The 20,866-nt window shown below is 53.4% G+C and carries 19 protein-coding genes; 12 read left to right on the forward strand and 7 right to left on the reverse strand.

Annotated elements, in window-relative coordinates:
• Positions 1-143 precede the first annotated feature (143 nt).
• The 10 genes from CKQ54_RS14770 to CKQ54_RS14815 all read left to right on the forward strand — a co-directional run bounded on the left by CKQ54_RS14770 (position 144) and on the right by CKQ54_RS14815 (position 11,383).
• A complete protein-coding gene (locus tag CKQ54_RS14770) occupies positions 144-1,739 on the forward strand; it encodes an ABC transporter substrate-binding protein (protein WP_120162532.1) in 1,596 nt (531 codons plus the stop codon).
• A complete protein-coding gene (locus tag CKQ54_RS14775; protein WP_112288693.1) occupies positions 1,736-2,749 on the forward strand; it encodes an ABC transporter permease in 1,014 nt (337 codons plus the stop codon). Before CKQ54_RS14770 ends, CKQ54_RS14775 begins: the two co-directional genes overlap by 4 nt.
• Complete coding sequence (locus CKQ54_RS14780) at positions 2,746-3,672, forward strand: ABC transporter permease (RefSeq protein WP_112288694.1); 927 nt, start codon at positions 2,746-2,748, stop codon at positions 3,670-3,672. Before CKQ54_RS14775 ends, CKQ54_RS14780 begins: the two co-directional genes overlap by 4 nt.
• A complete protein-coding gene (locus CKQ54_RS14785) occupies positions 3,672-4,502 on the forward strand; it encodes an ABC transporter ATP-binding protein (RefSeq protein WP_095922004.1) in 831 nt (276 codons plus the stop codon). The genes CKQ54_RS14780 and CKQ54_RS14785 overlap by 1 nt, the downstream gene beginning before the upstream one ends.
• Complete coding sequence (locus CKQ54_RS14790; protein ID WP_120162531.1) at positions 4,499-5,284, forward strand: ABC transporter ATP-binding protein; 786 nt, start codon at positions 4,499-4,501, stop codon at positions 5,282-5,284. The genes CKQ54_RS14785 and CKQ54_RS14790 overlap by 4 nt, the downstream gene beginning before the upstream one ends.
• A gap of 85 nt (positions 5,285-5,369) precedes the next feature.
• Positions 5,370-6,917, forward strand: a complete 1,548-nt coding sequence (locus CKQ54_RS14795; RefSeq protein ID WP_120162530.1) for a serine hydrolase domain-containing protein — start codon at positions 5,370-5,372, stop codon at positions 6,915-6,917.
• Positions 6,918-7,308: 391 nt separating this feature from the next.
• Positions 7,309-7,785 (forward strand): GlcG/HbpS family heme-binding protein, encoded by a 477-nt coding sequence (locus tag CKQ54_RS14800; protein ID WP_120162529.1) that lies wholly within the window; start codon positions 7,309-7,311, stop codon positions 7,783-7,785.
• A 78-nt stretch (positions 7,786-7,863) separates the two neighbouring features.
• On the forward strand, positions 7,864-8,448 hold the full coding sequence (locus CKQ54_RS14805; protein WP_112288699.1) for a sugar dehydrogenase complex small subunit: 585 nt from the start codon (positions 7,864-7,866) through the stop codon (positions 8,446-8,448).
• Positions 8,441-10,045, forward strand: a complete 1,605-nt coding sequence (locus CKQ54_RS14810) for a GMC family oxidoreductase (RefSeq protein WP_120162528.1) — start codon at positions 8,441-8,443, stop codon at positions 10,043-10,045. Before CKQ54_RS14805 ends, CKQ54_RS14810 begins: the two co-directional genes overlap by 8 nt.
• Positions 10,046-10,063: 18 nt before the next feature.
• Complete coding sequence (locus CKQ54_RS14815; RefSeq protein WP_120162527.1) at positions 10,064-11,383, forward strand: cytochrome c; 1,320 nt, start codon at positions 10,064-10,066, stop codon at positions 11,381-11,383.
• A gap of 45 nt (positions 11,384-11,428) precedes the next feature.
• Here CKQ54_RS14815 and CKQ54_RS14820 read toward each other — a convergent pair whose 3' ends face one another.
• Entirely contained in the window at positions 11,429-12,535 is a 1,107-nt protein-coding gene (locus CKQ54_RS14820) for a GGDEF domain-containing protein (RefSeq protein WP_120162526.1), read from the reverse strand.
• 271 nt (positions 12,536-12,806) lie between these two features.
• Here CKQ54_RS14820 and dauA point away from each other — a divergent pair, with 271 nt between their 5' ends.
• A complete protein-coding gene (dauA, locus tag CKQ54_RS14825) occupies positions 12,807-14,486 on the forward strand; it encodes a C4-dicarboxylic acid transporter DauA (protein ID WP_120162525.1) in 1,680 nt (559 codons plus the stop codon).
• Between the two features lie 50 nt (positions 14,487-14,536).
• On the opposite strand, the gene kdsA is transcribed toward dauA, so the two are convergent.
• The 6 genes from kdsA to hemA form a co-directional block, all read right to left on the reverse strand.
• Entirely contained in the window at positions 14,537-15,391 is an 855-nt protein-coding gene (gene kdsA, locus CKQ54_RS14830) for a 3-deoxy-8-phosphooctulonate synthase (RefSeq protein WP_120162524.1), read from the reverse strand.
• A gap of 94 nt (positions 15,392-15,485) precedes the next feature.
• Positions 15,486-16,295 carry an invasion regulator SirB1 gene (gene sirB1 / locus CKQ54_RS14835; RefSeq protein ID WP_112288705.1) on the reverse strand — a complete coding sequence of 270 codons (810 nt, stop codon included), beginning with the start codon at positions 16,293-16,295 and terminating at the stop codon, positions 15,486-15,488.
• A 2-nt stretch (positions 16,296-16,297) separates the two neighbouring features.
• The gene (locus CKQ54_RS14840; protein WP_112288706.1) at positions 16,298-16,690 is read right to left on the reverse strand and encodes a SirB2 family protein; all 393 of its coding nucleotides are present in this window, start codon (positions 16,688-16,690) and stop codon (positions 16,298-16,300) included.
• 64 nt (positions 16,691-16,754) lie between these two features.
• Complete coding sequence (gene prmC, locus CKQ54_RS14845) at positions 16,755-17,588, reverse strand: peptide chain release factor N(5)-glutamine methyltransferase (RefSeq protein WP_120162523.1); 834 nt, start codon at positions 17,586-17,588, stop codon at positions 16,755-16,757.
• Positions 17,588-18,685, reverse strand: a complete 1,098-nt coding sequence (gene prfA, locus CKQ54_RS14850; protein ID WP_112288708.1) for a peptide chain release factor 1 — start codon at positions 18,683-18,685, stop codon at positions 17,588-17,590. The genes prmC and prfA overlap by 1 nt, the downstream gene beginning before the upstream one ends.
• A gap of 32 nt (positions 18,686-18,717) precedes the next feature.
• Positions 18,718-19,980 (reverse strand): glutamyl-tRNA reductase, encoded by a 1,263-nt coding sequence (gene hemA / locus CKQ54_RS14855; protein WP_120162522.1) that lies wholly within the window; start codon positions 19,978-19,980, stop codon positions 18,718-18,720.
• Positions 19,981-20,242: 262 nt separating this feature from the next.
• Between hemA and lolB the strand changes: the two genes are divergently transcribed.
• Positions 20,243-20,866: a lipoprotein insertase outer membrane protein LolB gene (lolB, locus tag CKQ54_RS14860; RefSeq protein ID WP_120162521.1), complete on the forward strand. Its 624-nt coding sequence runs from the start codon at positions 20,243-20,245 to the stop codon at positions 20,864-20,866.

Raw genomic sequence — 20,866 nt, forward strand, 5'->3', positions numbered from 1 at the left:
TTCACATTAGTTTTTTCGATATGAAACGTCGGGATGTGTAAAGCAACAGTTTTTCATTTAAGCCAGTTGCCCGGAGTTAAGTCAAGGGTTGGCCAACGTAATTTTTAATTTTACTTTTATATATCAACACGATGGGAGTAGTTATGGTTACCAGGCGTCAATTTGTTACCGGTTTTTCCGCAATACCTGTTCTGTCCTACCTGAAATTCGATGCTGTGTTTGCTGCCACACCGGCCTCAATTCTGGTGATGGCTATCCAGCTTGATATCATTACCAGCCTTGATCCGCATGAAAGCTTCGAGTCCGTGGGCAGTGAAATTACCGGCAATATGTACCAGCAACTGGTGAAACCAAAACTGGCCTCCCCTGATGAAATCGAAGGCGATCTGGCTGTTTCATGGACCGCTTCCGACGATAAAAAAACCTTCACGTTCAAACTCGACCCGAAAGCAAAATGGGCCGATGGAAAACCTGTGACCGCCGAAGACGCCGCATTTTCCCTGCAGCGTGTGGTGAAACTCGACAAGAGCCCGGCCTACATCATCAACCAGTTTGGCTATACCAAAGATAACGTCGACAGCCTGATTACCGCACCGGACGCCGAAACGCTGGTGATCCAGACCACCGAACCTGCTTCTGAATCCTTCCTGCTGTATTGCCTGACCGCGAACGTGGGCAGTATCGTGCAAAAATCTGCCTGCCTGGCCAATCAGGCAGGTGACGATCTGGGTAACGCCTGGCTGAAGAAAAACAGCGCCGGTTCTGGTGCTTTCAAACTGCGCGACTGGAAAGTCAGCGAATCCGTGATTCTCGAAAGCAACAAAAACAACCCGCACGCAGGCAAAATCCAGCGCATCATCATGCGTCACATCATCGATCCTTCTGCCCAGTTGCTCATGTTGCAGAAAGGCGATATAGATATCGCGCGTAACCTGACCACCGAACAGTTACGTCCTCTGCTGAAGGACAAAAACTTCACGCTGGTACAGAAAGGCATTGCCGGCACCTTTATGCTTTCTGCCAATACCGCGCATCCGAATCTTGCCAAACCGCAGGTCTGGCAGGCGATCAAATGGGCCATCGATTACGAAAACATCCAGCAGCATATCGTGCCGCTGACCCACAAAATCCACCAGAGCTTCCTGCCGGAAGGTTTCCCTGCGGCGGTGAATACCATTATGTACAAACGTGATGTGGCAAAAGCCAAAGCGCTGCTGGCCGAAGCCGGTTTCCCAAACGGTTTTGAAATCACCCTCGATCACTACTCCGCCTCGCCTTCTTCTGACATCGTGCAGGCATTGCAATCTAACCTCGCCGAAGTCGGGATTAAAGTCACGCTGCTGGCTGCCGAAAGCCGTCAGGTGCTGACTAAAATGCGTGCGCGCCAGCAGCAACTGGCGATGACCCAGTGGGGCGCGGATTACTTTGATCCGAACTCCAATGCAGAAGCCTTCTGCAGCAACCCGGATAACACCGACAAAGCCAAGAGCCGCACGCTGGCATGGCGTTGCAGCTGGCAGGATAAAGACATTTCAGATCTCAGCACCAAAGCGCTGAAAGAGTCTGATCCGGCCACCCGCATCAAACTCTACGAAGAGTTGCAGACCAGACATATGGAAAACAGCCCGTTTGCCATCATGTTGCAACCCACCATGACCGCCGCCTGCCGAAACGTGATTTCCGGCGTGGTATTAACAGTAATGAGCACCAGCCCTTACGAGAAGGTTGTTAAAGCGTGAGCAAGAGACTCAAAGGATTTCTGAGTACCTGCATCAGCGTTTGTCTTACTTTGTTTGGTCTGTCGGTGGTGACTTTTTTCATCGGTCGCGTGATGCCGACAGACCCGGTTCTGGCTGCGGTTGGCGATAATGCCCCGCAGGCAGTCGTCGAACGGGTTCGTCATGAAATGGGGCTGGATCAGCCCCTCTGGATGCAGTTCTTCCATTATCTCAGTCAGGTATTTCACGGTGACTTAGGCCGTTCTGCCCTGACCTCCAATCTGGTGACCACCGATATCGCGCGCTTTTTCCCGGCAACGCTGGAACTGGCGACGGCGGCCATTATTATCGCCGCTATTGTCGGTATTCCGCTGGGCGTCTGGGCGGCAACGCGTCAGGGCAGCTGGATTGATCAGACGATCCGCGTAGTGTGTCTGGCCGGTCACTCCCTGCCGGTGTTTGTGCTGGCGCTGCTCAGCCTGCTGATTTTCTATTCCGCGCTGGGTATCGCGCCGGGACCTGGGCGTCAGGACATCATCTATCAGGACATGATCCCGCAAGTCACCGGTTTGCTTACCGTTGATTCTCTGCTGGCCGGTGACATGGGCGCATTTTGGGATGCCCTTGCGCATATGGCCCAGCCGGTGCTGATCCTCGCGTATTTCAGCATGGCTTACATCACCCGCATGACCCGTACTTTTATGCTCAACGCACTCGGCGGAGAATATGTGATAACGGCCCGCGCCAAAGGGCTTTCTGCGCAACGCGTCATCTGGAAACATGCTTTCCCGACGGTCGGCGTACAGCTGATTACGGTGCTTGCACTGACGTATGCCGGTTTGCTGGAAGGCGCAGTCGTGACTGAAAACGTCTTCTCCTGGCCCGGCCTCGGGCAATACCTCACCGTCTCGCTGATGAATGCGGATATGAACCCGGTGATCGGCTCCACGCTGCTGATTGGCGCGATTTACGTGCTGCTTAACCTGCTGGCCGACCTTCTCTACAGACTATTGGATCCCCGCGTAAAATGAGCACTCTTCCTGTCACACCTCAACCCCGCGCGGGCAGCCGTGCCTGGCTGCTGGCGGATACGCCGCATACCCGGACACAAGCCGTCTGGGGCCGTCGTTACCGCATCTGGCTTGGTCTGCGCAAAAATCCGCTGGCCGTTACCGGTCTGTTCACCGTGCTTATCGTCCTGCTGATTTCCATCTGTGCGCCGTGGCTGACCAGTTACGATCCGGGTGCACAGGATCTGGCACACCGTCTGGCAAAACCGTCTTCCCTGCACTGGCTGGGTACCGACGAACTGGGACGCGATACCCTGAGCCGTATTCTTTATGGCGGACGTATCACGCTCGGGATGGTGATTATTGTGGTGGCGATTGTTGCCCCGCTTGGCCTGCTGATCGGCTGCGTGGCCGGTTACGCAGGCGGATTGCTTGACCGTATTCTGATGCGCATCACCGACATTTTCCTGGCATTCCCGCGTCTGATCCTGGCTCTGGCCTTTGTGGCTGCACTCAGGCCTGGTATCGAAAGTGCCATTCTGGCGATCGCCCTTACTGCCTGGCCGCCGTATGCCCGTCTCGCCCGCGCTGAAACTATGCAGGTGCGCGGCACGGATTATATTGCCGCCTGCCGCCTGACCGGCGCGACACCGGCGCGTATTGTGCTTCGCCATATCATGCCGCTGTGCGTGCCCAGTCTGGTGGTGCGCATCACGCTGGATATGAGTTCGATCATTATCACCGCTGCCAGCCTGGGTTTTCTGGGGATGGGCGCTCAGCCGCCGTCGCCGGAATGGGGCGCGATGATTGCCACTGCGCGCCGTTTCCTGTTCAGCGAATGGTGGGTGCCGCTGATCCCAGCCATTGCGATTTTTGTCACTTCACTGGCGTTTAACTTCCTCGGCGACGGCCTGCGCGACGTCCTCGATCCTAAGGAGAAATGATGCTGGTTGATATCAAAGATCTGCATATTACCTTTCAGACCAACAGCGGCAGTTTCGACGCAGTTCGCGGCGTTTCGCTGTCACTGGGTAAAGAAAAGTTCGGGATTGTCGGCGAGAGCGGTTCGGGGAAATCCCTGACCGCGCGTTGCCTGATGAACCTGTTGCCTTCAAGTGCAAAATGCCGTGCTGAAACGCTGTCTTTCGACGGTATTGATTTGCGCAACGCCAGTGAAAAGCAGATGCGGCAGATACGCGGCAAACGCGTCGGATTTATTTTGCAGGATCCGAAATACTCGCTCAATCCGGTCATGCCCATTGGTAAACAGGTGGCGGAAGCGTGGCAGACACATAAAGGCGGTTCGAAAAAACAGGCGATGAACGCCGCCATAGAATTGCTGGATCAGGTGCGTATCCGTGACCCGCATAAAGTCGCCGAACGCTATGCGCATGAAGTGTCCGGCGGTATGGGCCAGCGCGTAATGATTGCCATGATGCTGGCACCGGATCCGGAACTGATGATTGCCGATGAACCGACCAGCGCGCTGGACGCCACCGTGCAGGCCGAGATTTTACGCCTGCTGGATGACTTAGTATCCAGTCGCGGTATGGGGCTGATCCTGATTAGCCACGATTTGCCGCTGGTATCCAAATTCTGCGACCGCGTGGCCGTGATGTACGCAGGCCGTATCGTCGAAACATTACAGGCGGGCGACCTGCTGAAAGCGCAACATCCTTACACCCGCGGGCTGCTGGAATGTCTGCCGTCGCTGAAACATCCGCGTGACAGACTGCCGGTTCTGGTGCGTGACGAAGCATGGAAAACCTCATGACTGACCAATCCCCTCTTTTCTATCAGGATGCAGATAACAACAAAATCATTCTCAACAATTTGCGGATTGCTTTTGGCGAGACCGAAGTGGTCAAAGGCGTGAGTTTCAGCGTTGCGCCGGGCGAATGCTTCGGGATTGTCGGCGAAAGTGGCTCCGGAAAATCGACCATTTTACGCGCGCTGGCCGGACTGAATCAGTCATGGTCAGGAGAAATGGTAATCGGCGGTGAAGATCAACTGCCGGTACGCCAGAAACGCTTCTTCCGCCGCGTGCAGATGGTGTTTCAGGATCCGTACGGTTCGCTGCATCCGCGCCAGACCATCGACCGCATTCTCAGCGAACCTTTGATCGTGCATGGTTTTCTCAACATTGAGAAGCGCATAACCGATGCCCTGAGCGAAGTCGGTCTGCCGCAGGCGGTGCGTTTTCGTTTCCCGCATCAGCTTTCCGGCGGACAGCGTCAGCGTGTCGCCATTGCGCGGGCAATGATTTCGGAACCGGAAATTTTACTGCTCGATGAACCGACTTCGGCGCTGGATGTGTCGGTTCAGGCGGAGATCCTCAATCTGCTAAGCGACCTGCGTGAACGGCGGAAACTGACTTATATTCTCGTCAGCCACAATCTGGCCGTGGTAACGCATCTTTGCACCAGCATTGGCGTAATGATTGGTGGTGAAATGGTCGAGCTTCTGAGCGCAGACGATTTACGGACGGGCAACGTCACCCACCCGCATACAGCAGAACTACGATCGTTAAGTCTCAGTTTAGAGGAGCCCGAATAACCGTTGCACAAACGGACATTATTCCGGTCTCACGGGCAGTCCGGCTGCCCTCTTATTCACTGATAGACAGTCTGTGGAGATTCTCATGACCTCTGATTTACAGTGGCAAGCCGCTGAGGCGACAGCAAAACGCATCACTCAAAACTGGGATAAACCCGGTGAGCCCGGCGGGGCAATCACTCTTTTCGACAGTAAAACACTGCGCGGTTTCGCCACCGGTGGCCTGGCCAATCTGACCACTTCGCAGCCCTTCAGCATTGATTCCGTGGTTCGCTATGCTTCAGTCACCAAGCATATTTTCGCGGCGCTGGCCTTACTGAAAAGTGATGCCGGACTTTCAACGCAAGACCGCCTCGGTCAGTATCTGCCTGACCTGAAACCGCCGATGTCTGAAGTGACTGTCGGTCAGGCACTGGACATGACGGGCGGGTTGCCAGATGTACGGGAAACGCTCTCCCTGCTGGGGATTTCGGTTTATAACGTCAGCGATGCGGAGGCGATTATGGGATTTCTCGCGCAGGACGGCGCGCTGAATTTCCCCGCTGGCACCGAGATTTCCTACAGCAATACCGGTTACCGGCTGGTGGAAGAAATCCTCAGGCAAAAAGGCATTTTGTTTGACGATTTGCTGGCGGAACACATCGCGCGTCCGCTTGATGTAGCCTTCCGCGCGCCGGAAACCTGGTTTGATATTGTGCCCAATCTGGTGCCCGGTTACTGGCAGGACACGAGCGGCTGGAAAACAGCGGTCGCCGGATTACATCTTTCGGCTTCCGGCAGTCTGACCGGCAGCGTACGGTCGCTTTCCGTCTGGCTGCAGAGCCTGCTGGCAGACAGCGGTCCGGGTGCAGGCGTGCTGAAAACGCTGACCGCGCAACGCCATCTGCACGGCAATATCCCTTCCGCTTACGGGCTGGGAACCACCTCGTCGCAAATCGGTGAACATACGGTTTACGGCCATGGCGGCTCACATGCAGGATACAAAACCTATTTCCTGCTTCACCCGCAACTGGACGCGGGCATCGCGCTGGTGTCCAACCGTGAAGATACCACTGCCTATACGCACGCACTGGAAGTGATGTCCGCATTACTCGCATCACCGCTTCCCGCCCGCAGCGACGCCCTGCCGGACGGTTTGTATTCCAGCATCGCCGATCCTTACTGGCTGAAAGTCAGTAACGGCACCGCCAGTTATCTCGGTTCCGCCGATAACTTGTATCAGGGCGAAGATGCCGGTGAGGCCATTACACTTTCGGCGCATATGCCGATGCGCTTGCGCTGGAATGGTCATGCCATTGAAGGGGAAATCGGCCACGCGCCACGTTATTTCCGGCCGATTGAGCCCAATGACTGCCTGAAGATGGTTCAGGGGCGCTGGTATCATCCTGAGTCAAAAGCCGCCTTTGATATCGACGGCGACAAACTGCGGACTGGCGTTGGCACTCAGCGCGCCAGCGGCCAGCTAACCTCGCTGGGGGCTGGCCGTTTGCTGGTGGAACTTCCCGACGGCCCGTGGAAGAAAACCTTCTGTCTTTATTTCCAGGGCTACAACGTCAAACTCATTTCAAACCGCAGCCGTGTGCTGAGCTTCCGCCGCGACGAATGCCGCAGCAGCTGGCAGCCGGGTCAGTAATCCAATACGCGTTATTCTACAGCCTCCCTTAGCGGAGGCTTTTTTGTTAACTTCATCACAATTTATTAATACAAACGGATCATCTGGTACATAACCGCACAAAATGTTCAGTCCTTATTTAACAAGGCCTGCAAGCCCGTTTTGCCCAAAATACCCTCACAAAATCTCCTGAAAATTAGTTACCACCCGCAACCGTCACTTTTTCACGCTTGTTAATTGAATTAACATCTGGGAAACAAAATTCAATACCCGCTTCATCTGCATGGTATTAAGAAACACATCAAGTGTTCAGCTCATGACGCCACTGAATTTTAAAGATATTGATTTAATGCAATTATTTTTCCAGATCTTTTTTAAGCAATGTTTTGCTACCGCTACAAGGGATGAGTCTATGTCTGTTAAAAAACACACAGCACGTGCTGTGATTTGTGCTTCCGCTTTATTATTCTCTGCCACTTCCGCTTTCGCCGCCGGGCATCCTCAGCTCGATAGCGCGCAGGCTGCAAAAGTCATCGACAGTGTTAAATCGACCATTGCTGAGCAACACAGCACCGGTTGCGTTGCTGTTGTTGATGCGTCTGGTTCATTACTGGCATTCCAGCGTCTGGACGGCTCTCCTGCCGGATGCATCGAAGCCTCCATCGGTAAAGCACGCACTTCAGCGCTGTATCACGCTCCTTCGCTGAAATTCATGCAGCGCCTGCAAGGCGGTGAAACTACCGTGCTGGCAATCCCGCACGCCGTGGCACTGGGTGGCGGCTTCCCGCTGACCATCAACGGTGAAGTGGTTGGTGCAGTCGGTGTCAGCACACCGAAGCAGGACATCGATAATCAGTCATCAGAAAAAGCGGCCAGCGTCCTGAAATAACAGGCACTTTTAATTACTCCTTCTTGTTGACGGCCACGCCCGTGGCCGTTTTATACGGAACATTTACGGACTTTCAGCATGATCAATCTCTCTCGTCGCCGGTGGATACTCGGCACTGCGGGCGTCATGGTTGCGGGTATCGGTAGCCAGATGCTGGGCGGTGGCGTATTTGCCACCCTCGCCCATGCCGCGCCACCGCTGGCTTCTGCTGTGACAATGCCAGACAGTTTTATGGCACTTTCTAAACAGCTGACCGGCATGGACACGCTCGAACCGCACCTCGCTCAGGCGCTCTACAGCTGGCTGCATCAGTCACAAAATCATCAGTCATCAAATAATACGCAGCTCGACACGCAGCTGGATGCCCTTTCGGCGCTGATCACCACGCACAAAAATGTTGTCGGTGAAGATTTGCATCAGTTGCTGGCCACGCAACCGGCAGAGCTGGCGCAGCTGTATCAGCAACTGGTCAGCGGCTGGTATCTCGGTGTGGTCGGTCAGCCTGGCAGCCAGAAATGTATCGGATTCGAAAATATCGTCAGCTATCAGTTGCTGAAAAATAACCTGCTGCCGCCAAGTTATGCGCCGGGTGAACCGAATTTCTGGGTCAACAAGCCTGCTGCACTGCAACAAAATTCCACGGAGGTGATTGCTCATGGCTGATGCACTGAATGCAGATGTCGTTGTTATTGGTGCGGGTATCGCCGGTTCGCTGGCTGCGCTGAAAATGGTGAAAGCCGGCGTTTCCGTGCTGATGCTCGATTCAGGGCCGGTGATTAAACGCGATGAAGCGGTAGAACTGTTCCGTCAGTCACCGCTGAAAGGCGATTTCACCGAGCCGTATCCGCCCAAACCCTGGGCTCCGCAACCGAAGTTCCAGCCAAAAGATAACAACTATCTGATCCAGAAAGGCCCGGATCTCTATGCTGCGCAATATCTGCGCGGTGTCGGCGGTACGACCTGGCACTGGGCGGGACAGGCGTTCCGTTTGCTGCCAAACGACATGAAGATCAAAACGCTGTATGGCGTGGGTCGCGACTGGCCAATCAGCTATGAAGAGCTGGAGCCGTATTACACCGAAGCGGAAATTCAGATGGGGGTTTCGGGTGATGATGCGCTGGACTCCCCGCGCTCACAGCCTTATCCGCTGCCGGGTATTCCGCTGCCTTACGGGTTCGACCGCATCAGTAAACGCATTGCCAAACTCGGTTACATCCTGGGTATCGGCCCACAGGCGCGCAACAGTATTCCTTACGATGGCCGTCCTGCCTGCTGTGGCAACAACAACTGTATGCCTGTCTGTCCGATTGACGCGCAATATCACGGCGGTATCTCCGCGCGCAAAGCCATTGAAGCCGGTGTACGCGTGATTGCCAACGCCGTGGTGTACAAAATCGAAGCCAATGACAGCGGTGAAATCGTGGCCGTGCATTATCTCGATGCAGACAAAGTGCCCCACAAAGTCACCGGCAAACGCTTCGTGCTGACCGCCAACGGCATCGAAAGCCCGAAACTGCTGCTGATGTCCACCAGTGACAAATACCCGGACGGTATCGCCAACAGTTCCGGTATGGTCGGCCGCAACCTGATGGATCACCCGGGTACTTCCGTTGAATTCTATGCCGATGAACCGGTGTATTTCGGTCGCGGCCCGATGCGTCCGGGCAGTATCAATAATCTGCGTGATGGTGATTTCCGCCGCGAACGCTCTGCGTTACGTATCGACGTCGCCAACACCTCGCCGGTGCGTTATCTGACCGAGCGCCTGGTACGTCAGGGATATTACGGCAAAGCGCTGAACGACAAACTGACCTATCAGTCCGAGCGTTTTATTCAGCTGAAATGCCTGCTGGAAATGCTGCCGGAGCCTGAAAACCGCGTGGTACTGAGCAAGACCGAAAAAGACGAATGGGGGATCCCGCGTCTGGAGGTTCACTACAAATTCCCGGACTACGTTCACCGCGGCTATGACCAGTCGATGCTCGACTTCCAGAAAATCGTCAAAGAGATGGGCGGCACCGAAGTGGTGTACAGCAAACGTGGCGTTTACGACAACAACCAGCACATTACCGGCACCATGATCATGGGCAGCGACCCGAAAGATTCCGTGGTGGATGGAAATTGCCGTACGCATGACCACCCGAACCTGTTTATTGCCGGTACCGGCATTATGCCTTCTGCTTCGACAGTGAATTCCACGCTGTCCGGAACCGCGCTGGCATTACGTATGGCTGACGCGGTGCTGAAAAGCCTGGCCTGATTTTCTGAGGATTGAGCAATGAAAATGAAATTCGTGCTGGCGGCGCTGCCGATAATGGCAGCAGCCAGCGCCTGGGCTGATGATGCAGCAGGCAATGCGGAGATGATTAAACGCGGTGAGTATCTGGCAATAGCCGGTGACTGTACCGCATGCCACACCGCACCGGGTGCAGATAAAACCGCGAAGTTTGGCGGCGGTTATCCGCTGGCATCCCCTTTCGGGGTGATTTACGGCACCAATATTTCTTCTGATAAGGAATTTGGTATCGGCAGCTGGAGTGACGATGAGTTCGTTCGCGCGGTGCGTGAAGGCGTCGGCAAAGACGGACAGCAGTTGTATCCCGCAATGCCTTACGATTCTTTCACCAAAATGAAACGTGAAGACGTACTGGCGATCAAAGCCTATCTGATGTCGCAACCAGCAGTACATTCCGCCGGGCCGCAAACGGATTTGTCTTTCCCGTTTAACCAGCGCTGGGGCATGCGCGTGTGGAAGATGTTTAACTTCGATAAAGGCGAGCTGAAAAACGATCCGTCCAAATCAGCGGACTGGAATCGCGGCGCATATCTGGTGGAAGCGCTGGAACACTGCGGCACCTGCCATACACCGCGCACGCTGACCATGGGCATGGATACCGATAAAGCGTTTTCCGGCGGTGATTTAGGCTCGTGGGTGGCGTTTAATATCACGCCGGACAAAAACGCCGGGATCGGCAACTGGTCGCAGCAGGAACTGGTAACTTACCTGAAAACCGGTTTTGTGGCGGGCAAAGCGTCAGCTTCCGGTGCGATGTCTGAAGCCATCGAGCACAGTTTGCAACATCTGACAGACAATGACCTGAACGCGATTGCGACCTATATCCGCTCGGTTCCGGCGATCGGTGATGACAAGCAAACCAAACCGCGCGATGAATGGGGCCAGAAAAATCAGGACGTTTATCCGCTGCGTGCTGAAGGTCAGACAATCGACCAGTCAGCCGCCGCCCTGTTTAATGCCAGCTGCGCAGCCTGTCACGGCAAAGGCGGTGAAGGCAGCGGCGAGGGCTTCCATGCGTATCCGTCGCTGTTCAGTCATACCAGTACCGGTTCTTACGACAACAAAAATCAGGTTTCCGTTATCCTTAATGGCGTGCAGCGTCATATGGATAAGGGCGAAATCATGATGCCGTCGTTTGCCAATCAGCTGAATGACGAGCAGATTGCGACACTGAGTAATTATGTCAGCACGCAATTCGGAAATCCGGCAGCGGCAACTGTCACCGCCAAAGACGTTGCAAAAATGCGTGAAGCGGCTGACCTGAAGTATCCGCCGAAAATTGAAGAAGGAACGCAGAAGTAATCTGCTTTCTGATAACAAACCCATGGAGCCTTTTAAGGCTCCTTTTTACATTCTGGAATAATGACGTTTCGTACCGAGCGTAGCCAGTGTCAGGATCGAGCTGGCGACCACGCGGTTTTTGCCCTGCCGTTTGGCCTCATATAATGATAAATCCGCCAGTTTTAGCGACTTGCGGATAATCATTCCCGGCAAATACAATGACACGCCTAATGACACCGTCACTTTAAGTTCCCTGCCATCTTCCAGAATGATCACGCAGTTTTCGACTTCCTGGCGGATGCGTTCCGCTATAGCCAGCAGCGTCGGCGGGTCATAAGCCGACGTCATGACCAGAAACTCCTCGCCGCCGTAACGCCCGGCGAAATCTTCATTGCGTGTCAGGTGACGTAATAAACGTCCTACTTCAATTAATACCCGATCGCCCGCCAGATGCCCAAGGGTATCATTCACCCGTTTGAAGTTATCGATATCGAGCAGAATTAAGCCGCAGGCTTCCCGCTGCGTTTGCCGCTGCGCCAGCCAGTAATCAATACTGGCCCGGTTGTTAATTTGCGTCAGTTCATCAGTCGCCGCCTTCACGCGGATGGTGAACACTTTGCTCATGTAGATTTCTTTATAATTCAGCGCGTGATAACAAAGGATCATGCAGAATGCGGCCACCAGCTGATAAAAAATCAGCTCCGTCCATGGCACCTTAATGCCATGCAATCCGGAAACCAGCGCCAGACGGAAAATACCGATCAGCACAATGGTAATGTAAAGTTCACGGTGTTTCCGCCGTTGCCAGACACGGAATAAAAACAGGGTGCAGAGGATTATTGCGATAAATAGATTATTAAGCGTGAACATACCGCTGAAGAAAAATGCCACGAAATAACTGGATAACCCACTGAGCCAGCCGCCGAAAAAAGTCACTAAAATCATCGGCAACATTTCAAAACTAAAAGAAAGGCTGTCCGTTAGCGCCAGCTGATTGCCCCGCAAATAGAGCGACGTGATGCCCGCCACCAGGCCGAAGGCCAGGCGTTTCCAGTACGACCCTTTGAAGGTAAAAGGCTCACTGCGGCTGAGGACAAAAAAGCTGATCGAGAGCGTGGCGTACGTGACACAAATATCCGCATACAGGCTGGTCAGCGAAAATATATCCGGCATAATTAAATGCGTCCTCTCACGCTATTACCTGTCGATTCACGGGTATTAACATAAATATAGATGATGAATGCCTTCGTCGTATTCGCATGTAAAATAACTGGCGGCACATCACATTGCCACCCGTTACAATAAAATGAAGACTACGCAGGAAAGTGTTATCGAGTCTTGATTTATATCTACGTAACCCAAGTCAGACCGGCGTAGGCTGTGACTTTTCCGGTGAAGGAATACCGGGTTATTATCAATTCTTCTCCCAGGTGGTTTACGCCCTATGAATATCTCAGGAAGTCGCCGCATCAGACTTTTCAGTGCTCTGACCGACGCCTGTTTTCGTGAAAAATATACCTTTCAACGTTTACTCAAAGACGCCATTGCGGGCGTAACCGTCGGGATTATCGCTATCCCCCTTGCGATGGCGCTGGCCATTGGCAGTGGCGTTCCGCCGCAGTACGGACTTTATACCTCAGCGGTAGCCGGGATAATTATCGCTATTTTCGGCGGCTCTCGCTTTAGCGTATCAGGCCCGACCGCGGCATTCGTGGTGATCCTCTATCCGGTTTCGCAGCAATTCGGCTTATCCGGCCTGTTGCTGGCGACACTGATGTCCGGCTTTATGTTGCTGCTAATGGGGCTGGCGCGTTTTGGCAGGCTGATTGAATATATCCCGTTGCCCGTCACGCTCGGGTTTACCTCCGGCATTGCGATTACTATCGGGACGATGCAGTTCAAGGATTTCTTTGGTCTGACGATGGCGACGGTGCCTGAACATTATCTGAGTAAAGTGGCCGCGCTGGTGATGGCATTGCCAACGCTGGATATGGGCGATGCAGCGATTGGCATTGTGACGCTCGGGGTCTTAATCCTCTGGCCGAAACTGGGATTGCGCGTTCCCGGCCATCTTCCGGCGCTGCTGGCCGGTTGCGCGGTAATGGCGATTTTCATGCAGGCCGGGCATCCGGTTGCGACTATCGGTTCCCGCTTTCATTTCCTGTTACCGGATGGCTCGCAAGGTAACGGCATCCCGCCTATCTTGCCGCAATTCGCCCTGCCGTGGACTCAACCCGATGGCAGCGGACTGAGCTGGTCTCTGGTGCAGGCGCTGCTGCCCGCTGCGTTTTCCATGGCAATGCTCGGTGCAATTGAATCGTTACTGTGTGCTGTGGTTCTCGATGGGATGACCGGCAAGAAACACCATTCGGACAATGAACTGATCGGTCAGGGTATTGGCAATATGGTCAGCCCTTTCTTTGGCGGTATTACGGCGACGGCGGCCATTGCCCGATCCGCCGCTAACGTTCGTGCCGGTGCGACATCGCCGGTGTCTGCTGTGATCCACTCCTTGCTGGTGATCCTCGCCCTGCTTATTCTCGCGCCGCTGCTTTCCTGGTTACCGCTGGCGGCGATGGCCGCGCTGCTGCTGATGGTGGCGTGGAATATGAGCGAGGCGCATAAAGTGGTGGATATCCTGCGCCGCGCACCGAAAGACGACATTCTGGTGATGCTGACCTGCATGAGCCTGACGGTGCTGTTTGATATGGTGATTGCCATTACTGCCGGTATCGTGATGGCGTCTTTACTGTTTATGCGTCGGATAGCGAAACTGACGCGGCTGACGGAAGTCCCTGGCGAAACGGCGGAAAATACGCTGGTACTGCGTGTTAACGGTCCGCTGTTCTTCGCTGCGGCTGAGCGCCTGTTCAGTGAATTACAGGCACGCAGTTCCGGTAAGCAAGTGATTGTCTTGCTGTGGGATCGTGTGGCTGTTCTTGATGCCGGTGGCGTTAATGCGTTGCAGCACTATATCGACGGTTTACCGGAAGGTACCGAACTGCGGCTTGCCGAAATCCCCTTCCAGCCCCTGAAAACCATGGCCCGTGCCAGAATGCAACCGGTTGAAGGAAAACTCAGTTTCTATAGTTCCCTGCAGGATGCCCTTCACAATCACCACTAAACGAAAAAGGCGACCCGAAGGTCGCCTTTGTTTTATCCGGCTGAGACAGATTATTTGCTGGTATCGAGTGCCGGGAAGCTTTTCACCAGATCGTCGATAGCTTTCATTTGCACCAGGAAAGGCTCCAGTTTGTCCAGCGGCAATGCAGAAGGACCGTCGCATTTCGCGTGTTCCGGATCTTCGTGCGCTTCGATGAACAGGCCTGCAATACCGACCGCCATACCCGCACGTGCCAGTTCTGCTACCTGAGCACGACGACCGCCGGATGCTGCGCCAAACGGGTCACGTGTTTGCAGTGCGTGAGTCACGTCGAAGATGACCGGATGACCGCCAGTGGCGTTGATCATTACGTTCATACCCAGCATGTCGACAACCAGATTGTCGTAACCAAAGTTGCTGCCACGATCGCACAGGATAACCTGATCGTTGCCGCCCTCTTTGAATTTATCAACAATGTTACCCATCTGACCCGGGCTGACGAATTGTGGTTTTTTCACGTTAATGACAGCGCCGGTTTTCGCCATGGCTTCAACCAGATCAGTCTGACGCGCCAGAAACGCTGGCAGCTGGATCACGTCAACCACTTCAGAAACAGGCTGTGCCTGCCAGGATTCGTGAACGTCAGTAATGATTTTTACACCGAAAGCTTTTTTCAGTTCCTGGAAGATTTTCATACCTTCATCCAGGCCCGGACCGCGGTAAGAATGAATAGATGAGCGGTTGGCTTTATCGAAAGACGCTTTGAACACGTAAGGAATACCGAGTTTCTGGGTCACGGTGACGTAATGTTCACAGACGCGCATCGCCATATCGCGAGATTCCAGTACGTTCATCCCGCCGAACAACACAAACGGCAGGTCGTTGGCGACTTTGATGTCCTGAATGCTAACCACTTTATGTTTCATACTTTGGCCTTTTAGTAAAAAATCCTTCATCTGAATCTGCCGCAACCGGCTGTTTTATCAACATTTATCAGATGGAACGAGAGGTAATTATAAATTAATGGAGTGTCACTTGCTTGTGCTCAATCGAGTGGATCTGCACTTTAATCACTTCTGAAATCGGGTCTTCCGGGCACTGTTCAACGAAATAGTTAAGATCGTTGATCGCCACATGATCACATTCCAGCTGGGCGTAAATCAGCCCACGGTCACGGATTTCATACGGGTCTTCCGGGTCGAACTGTAATACGGTTTCACTGGCACGAAGAGCCAGTTCAAACTGTTTTTCTTCCATCAATGCGGCTTTAAGCGTGTCGAGCATTTTACGCACGATAAGCGTATTTTCCGCTTCATCGAGATCATCATCTTCGATTTCCGCCGTCACACCCAGATTGCCTTTCAGCCACACATTGAGCATGTGCTCATTGAGCGTGTCGCCGTTGATTGGATTGAGCAGCCACATTTCTTCATCGAGCCAGTCGGCACGCATGATAAGTTGTGTCGGGAAAATAACCGGCATCAGCGGCAGATCAAGCTCATGCGCGATATGCAGGAAAATCACCCCCAGCGAAACCGGGGTTCCCTGGCGTGATGACAATACTTTGTCTATCCAGATAGCGTCCGACAGGCGATAAACGCCCCCCGCGCCACCAAAACCCCAGGTACGGTAAAACAGTTCAATCAACACTTCGAGCTGCTGATCCTGATCAAGATCCGCAGGAACGACGCTGCGCGCTTCATCAACCAGCAATTGCAACTGATGGCGAACTTCGTCCGGATTAAAATCAAAACGCACGGATTCTGTTACTTTGATCACCCCGGCACTGAGCCGGGCGGTGTTAAATTCAAAATCAGCAAGGGTACTCATAGTTATCCCATTAGCAGCGGTATTTTCGTCAGCGCCAGTTTAAGAATCACATACAGGCAAGCAAGCGCCAGGATAAAGGCCAGCCAGCGGGTTTTCTGACTCACTGGTCGCTTGCTCAGGGCTACAAAACCCAACGCAATATAGATAATAACGCCAAAAATCTTTTCGGTCAGCCAGGTTCCCTGTGGGCTGAACGGATAAAAGTGTGTGATGAAGATAAGCGAAATACCACTTAATAGCAGTAAAGTATCCACAATATGTGGAACAACCTTCACCCAGCGTTTCTGCATCATAGCAGAACCCGCCCATTTCCAAAAAAATCGCAGGACAAACAGCGTAATGCTCAGCGTGATTGTCAGCAAATGCAGATTTTTAATCCAGACATACGACGCCATTGTCTGTTTCCTTTCTGTCAGTTGTACTTAAAGAGTGATGCTCTTAGAAATTGATGATGCGTCGTTATGGCTGCCATTGTCCGAGGCTGACACGATCATTCCCGCCATAATCTTTGATGGTCATCACCTGCTGATAGCCAGCATCCTGGAAAAGTCTTTGTACATCCGCCGCCTGTTGCCAGCCATGTTCAAGCAATAACCAGCCGCCTTTCTGAAGATACGCGGGTGCAGCGGCAATAATATGTGCGAGATCAGCCAGACCGGCATTATCTGCCACCAGTGCGCTCGCGGGCTCAAAACGCACATCTCCCTGAAACAGATGCGAGTCCGTGGCATCAATATAAGGGGGATTACTGGCAATCAGTGCAAAACGTTCTCCGGCAACCGGCGTAAACCAGCTGCCCTGCAAAAACTGCGCATTCAGGATATTTAGCTTCTGTGCATTGTGTTGCGCCAGGCTGACAGCATCGGGTTGCAGATCAATCCCGGTGACCTGGCAGTCAGGCCGTTCACTGGCTAAAGCCAGCGCGATGGCACCGGTGCCGGTTCCTAAATCGAGAATACTGACAGGTTCAGACGGCAGACGTTCCAGCGCCTGTTCGACCAGACATTCGGTATCAGGACGAGGGATTAATGTGGCAGGAGAAACAGAGAGAGGCAGCGACCAGAATTCGCGTTCTCCGGTCAGATACGCAACCGGCTCACCCTGCTCACGTCGCGCCAGCAGGGTTTCGAGCTGTTGAAGCTGTTCAGCGGAAAGTTGTGTTTCACCAAAAGCCATGATGAAAGTTCTTGCCCGGCCAGTCACAAAGCCGAGCAAGATTTCAGCATCACGCTTCGGGCTTTCACCCGCAGCCAGACGACCGGTGGCGTCACGCAGCCAGGACTGAAAATCCATCAATCCTGCTCTGAAAGTGCGGCGAGCTGATCGGCCTGATACTCCTGCACGATCGGCTGGATAAGACTGTCGAGTTTACCTTCCATCACTTCATCCAGACGATAAATAGTCAGGTTGATACGGTGATCGGTAACGCGCCCCTGCGGGAAATTGTAGGTGCGGTTACGGTCTGAACGATCGCCGCTGCCGAGCAGGTTACGGCGTGTTGAAGACTCTTCAGCCTGACGTTTCGCCATTTCAGCAGCACGGATACGCGCTCCCAGCACTGACATCGCTTTGGCTTTGTTTTTGTGCTGAGAACGTTCGTCCTGACATTCCACCACGATACCGGTAGGAATGTGCGTAATACGGATAGCCGAATCGGTGGTATTAACGTGCTGACCGCCCGCGCCAGATGAACGGAACGTATCGATACGCAAATCACCGGCGTTGATTTCTGGCAGTTCGGCTTCAGGAATTTCAGGCAACACCGCTACGGTACAGGCGGAGGTATGAATACGCCCCTGAGATTCGGTTTCCGGTACACGCTGAACGCGATGACCACCTGACTCAAATTTGAACTGGCCGTAAGCGCCTTCACCACTGATTTTGGCGATCACTTCTTTGTAACCGCCGTGCTCACCTTCACTGGCGCTCACGATCTCTACACGCCAGCGACGCATTTCGGCGTAGCGGCTGTACATACGGAATAAGTCACCGGCGAAAATAGCCGCCTCATCACCGCCGGTTCCAGCACGAATTTCCAGGAAACAACCGCGTTCATCGTCCGGATCTTTTGGCAGTAACAGAAGCTGTAATTTTTCTTCGAGTTCTTCGATATTGGCTTTGCACTCTTTGATCTCATCCTGCGCCATTTCGCGCATTTCTTTATCATTAAGAGCAGGATCGTTGAGCATCATCTCAGCGGTTTCTAAATCTTCCTGCGCCTGACGCCAGGCCAGAAAACATTCAGAAACAGCCGTTAACTGTGAATATTCGCGGGAAAGACTGCGGAATTTATCCTGATCGGCAATAACGCTGGCATCGCCAAGCATCGCCTGCACTTCTTCGTGGCGCTCTTGTAACGCTTCCAGTTTGGCAACAATAGAAGGCTTCATGCGTGGTGTTTAACCCTGTGAGAAAAGGAGAACTATTGCTGACCCAGCCCGAGGCTGTCGCGTAAAATTTGCAAACGCTCCACATCACCGTCGCTGGCTGCCTGTTGCAGAGAACGGGTTGGCGCGTGAATAAGACGGTTTGTCAATTTATGGGCTAATTCATGGATCACCGCTTCGACGTCAGCGCCCTGCGCAATGGCGGCGAGAGCTTTTGCTTGTGCGTCGGCGCGAATAATATCAGCACGCGAGCGATAATCACGAATAATTTCAACGGCTCCCTGCGAACGCAGCCAGGCCATGAAGTTTGAACTCTCCTGCTCCACGATAGTTTCAGCCTGAATGGCCGCCGCTTTGCGTTGTGCAAGATTGTTTTGAATGATGCTGTGCAGGTCATCGACGCTGTACAGATAGACGTTCGCCAGTTTGCCGACTTCCGGTTCGATATCACGCGGAACGGCGATATCCACCATCAGCATTGGCTGGTTACGGCGGGCTTTTAATGCACGCTCGACCATACCTTTACCGATAATCGGCAACGGACTGGCGGTGGAACTGATTATGATGTCGGCTTCAGCGAGGCGGGAATCGATATCCTGCAGGCTGATCACTTCTGCGTTCACTTCCGTCGCCAGCGACTGCGCACGCTCGCGCGTACGGTTGGCAATCATCATGTGACGCACATTATGCTGATGTAGATGACGCGCAACCAGTTCGATGGTTTCACCCGCACCGACCAGCAACACATTCACATCTGAAAGGGATTCGAAAATCTGGCGCGCCAGCGTACAGGCAGCGAACGCCACAGAGACGGCGCTGGCACCGATATCCGTTTCAGTACGGACACGCTTGGCCACCGAGAAGGATTTCTGGAACAGACGTTCCAGTTCACCGGAAACGGCCTGACCGTTTTGCGATTCCGCAAAGGCTTTCTTCACCTGCCCGAGAATTTGCGGCTCACCGAGAACCAGTGAATCCAGTCCGCTGGCGACGCGCATCAGATGGCTGACGGCTTCATTATCATGATGCCAGTAAAGGCTTTTGCGGACTTCATCTTCACTCAGATGATGGTAATCGCATAACCACTTAACCAGCTGTTCCTGCAGATTTTCCTGCTGCTCAACACTGAGATACAACTCAGTGCGGTTACAGGTAGACAACACGACTCCGCCCTGCACCAGCGGTTGCTGGAGCAGACTGGAAAGCGCCTGATCGAGAGTCTCGGGTGAAAATGTTACCCGTTCACGCAGAGACACCGGGGCTGTTTTGTGGTTGATACCTAATGCAAGCAGGGTCATATCGGGAGCGGTTATCGGCTTATACTTTATAATAGTATGGGTTTACGTCTGCTGCGCATTCTACAAGATGCGCGAGATCAATAAAAGGCGAACAGCACCTTCGGTTAAATCCTTTTACACATCAGCATTGTCCCAAAACGAATTGATCGCCGATCATCTGCGCAGGGTTGAGATCATCCAACGCTTCTGCTGTGCTAAACTGACGCACGCCACATTTGCCCTGGCATCCCATTTCGCCAAAGCACAAAGGATTTTATCTGTTATGCCAATGCGTAAAGCACACTTTGTCCGCCTTCTTCCTCTTGCAAGCTTAGTGCTTGCCGCCTGTTCGATTAACGCGCCGAAAGGCCCGGCGACCAGCCCGACTTCTCCGCAGTGGCGTGAACATGAAGCTCAGGTTAAACAGCTCGAGCATTATCAGACCCGCGGTTCTTTCGCTTATCTTTCCGATAAACAGAAAGTCTATGCCCGCTTCTTCTGGCAACAATATTCCCCGGACAGCTACCGTTTATTGCTGACCAATCCGCTGGGCAGCACCGAAATGGAGCTTAAAGTGCAAAGTGGTATTGCGCAGCTGACCAATAATGAAGGCAAACGCTACACCAGTGATAACCCTGATGACATGATCCAGAAGCTGACCGGCATGTCGATCCCGCTGGCTAATCTGCGTCTTTGGATGCTTGGCCTGCCAGGCGATGGCACCGATTTCACGCTCGACAGCCAGTACCGTCTGTCTCAGGTGAAATTCACGCAGAACGGCAAAGCGGGCACCGTGGTCTATCAGAGCTATGACGATGACGCCAAACCTTCCCTGCCGCAGCGTCTGGAAATGACTCAGGGCGAACAGCGTATCAAACTGAAAATGGATAACTGGACGCTAAACTGA

The sequence above is a fragment of the Rahnella variigena genome, from assembly GCF_003610915.1.
GTDB lineage: Bacteria > Pseudomonadota > Gammaproteobacteria > Enterobacterales > Enterobacteriaceae > Rahnella > Rahnella variigena.

Coding starts and splice junctions, on each gene's coding strand:
- CKQ54_RS14770 (WP_120162532.1), top strand. CDS start 144: ATGGTTACCAGGCGTCAATTTGTTACCGGTTTTTCCGCAATACCTGTT.
- CKQ54_RS14780 (WP_112288694.1), top strand. CDS start 2,746: ATGAGCACTCTTCCTGTCACACCTCAACCCCGCGCGGGCAGCCGTGCC.
- CKQ54_RS14785 (WP_095922004.1), top strand. CDS start 3,672: ATGCTGGTTGATATCAAAGATCTGCATATTACCTTTCAGACCAACAGC.
- CKQ54_RS14790 (WP_120162531.1), top strand. CDS start 4,499: ATGACTGACCAATCCCCTCTTTTCTATCAGGATGCAGATAACAACAAA.
- CKQ54_RS14795 (WP_120162530.1), top strand. CDS start 5,370: ATGACCTCTGATTTACAGTGGCAAGCCGCTGAGGCGACAGCAAAACGC.
- CKQ54_RS14800 (WP_120162529.1), top strand. CDS start 7,309: ATGTCTGTTAAAAAACACACAGCACGTGCTGTGATTTGTGCTTCCGCT.
- CKQ54_RS14805 (WP_112288699.1), top strand. CDS start 7,864: ATGATCAATCTCTCTCGTCGCCGGTGGATACTCGGCACTGCGGGCGTC.
- CKQ54_RS14810 (WP_120162528.1), top strand. CDS start 8,441: ATGGCTGATGCACTGAATGCAGATGTCGTTGTTATTGGTGCGGGTATC.
- CKQ54_RS14815 (WP_120162527.1), top strand. CDS start 10,064: ATGAAAATGAAATTCGTGCTGGCGGCGCTGCCGATAATGGCAGCAGCC.
- CKQ54_RS14820 (WP_120162526.1), bottom strand. CDS start 12,535: ATGCCGGATATATTTTCGCTGACCAGCCTGTATGCGGATATTTGTGTC.
- dauA (WP_120162525.1), top strand. CDS start 12,807: ATGAATATCTCAGGAAGTCGCCGCATCAGACTTTTCAGTGCTCTGACC.
- kdsA (WP_120162524.1), bottom strand. CDS start 15,391: ATGAAACATAAAGTGGTTAGCATTCAGGACATCAAAGTCGCCAACGAC.
- sirB1 (WP_112288705.1), bottom strand. CDS start 16,295: ATGAGTACCCTTGCTGATTTTGAATTTAACACCGCCCGGCTCAGTGCC.
- CKQ54_RS14840 (WP_112288706.1), bottom strand. CDS start 16,690: ATGGCGTCGTATGTCTGGATTAAAAATCTGCATTTGCTGACAATCACG.
- prmC (WP_120162523.1), bottom strand. CDS start 17,588: ATGGATTTTCAGTCCTGGCTGCGTGACGCCACCGGTCGTCTGGCTGCG.
- prfA (WP_112288708.1), bottom strand. CDS start 18,685: ATGAAGCCTTCTATTGTTGCCAAACTGGAAGCGTTACAAGAGCGCCAC.
- hemA (WP_120162522.1), bottom strand. CDS start 19,980: ATGACCCTGCTTGCATTAGGTATCAACCACAAAACAGCCCCGGTGTCT.
- lolB (WP_120162521.1), top strand. CDS start 20,243: ATGCCAATGCGTAAAGCACACTTTGTCCGCCTTCTTCCTCTTGCAAGC.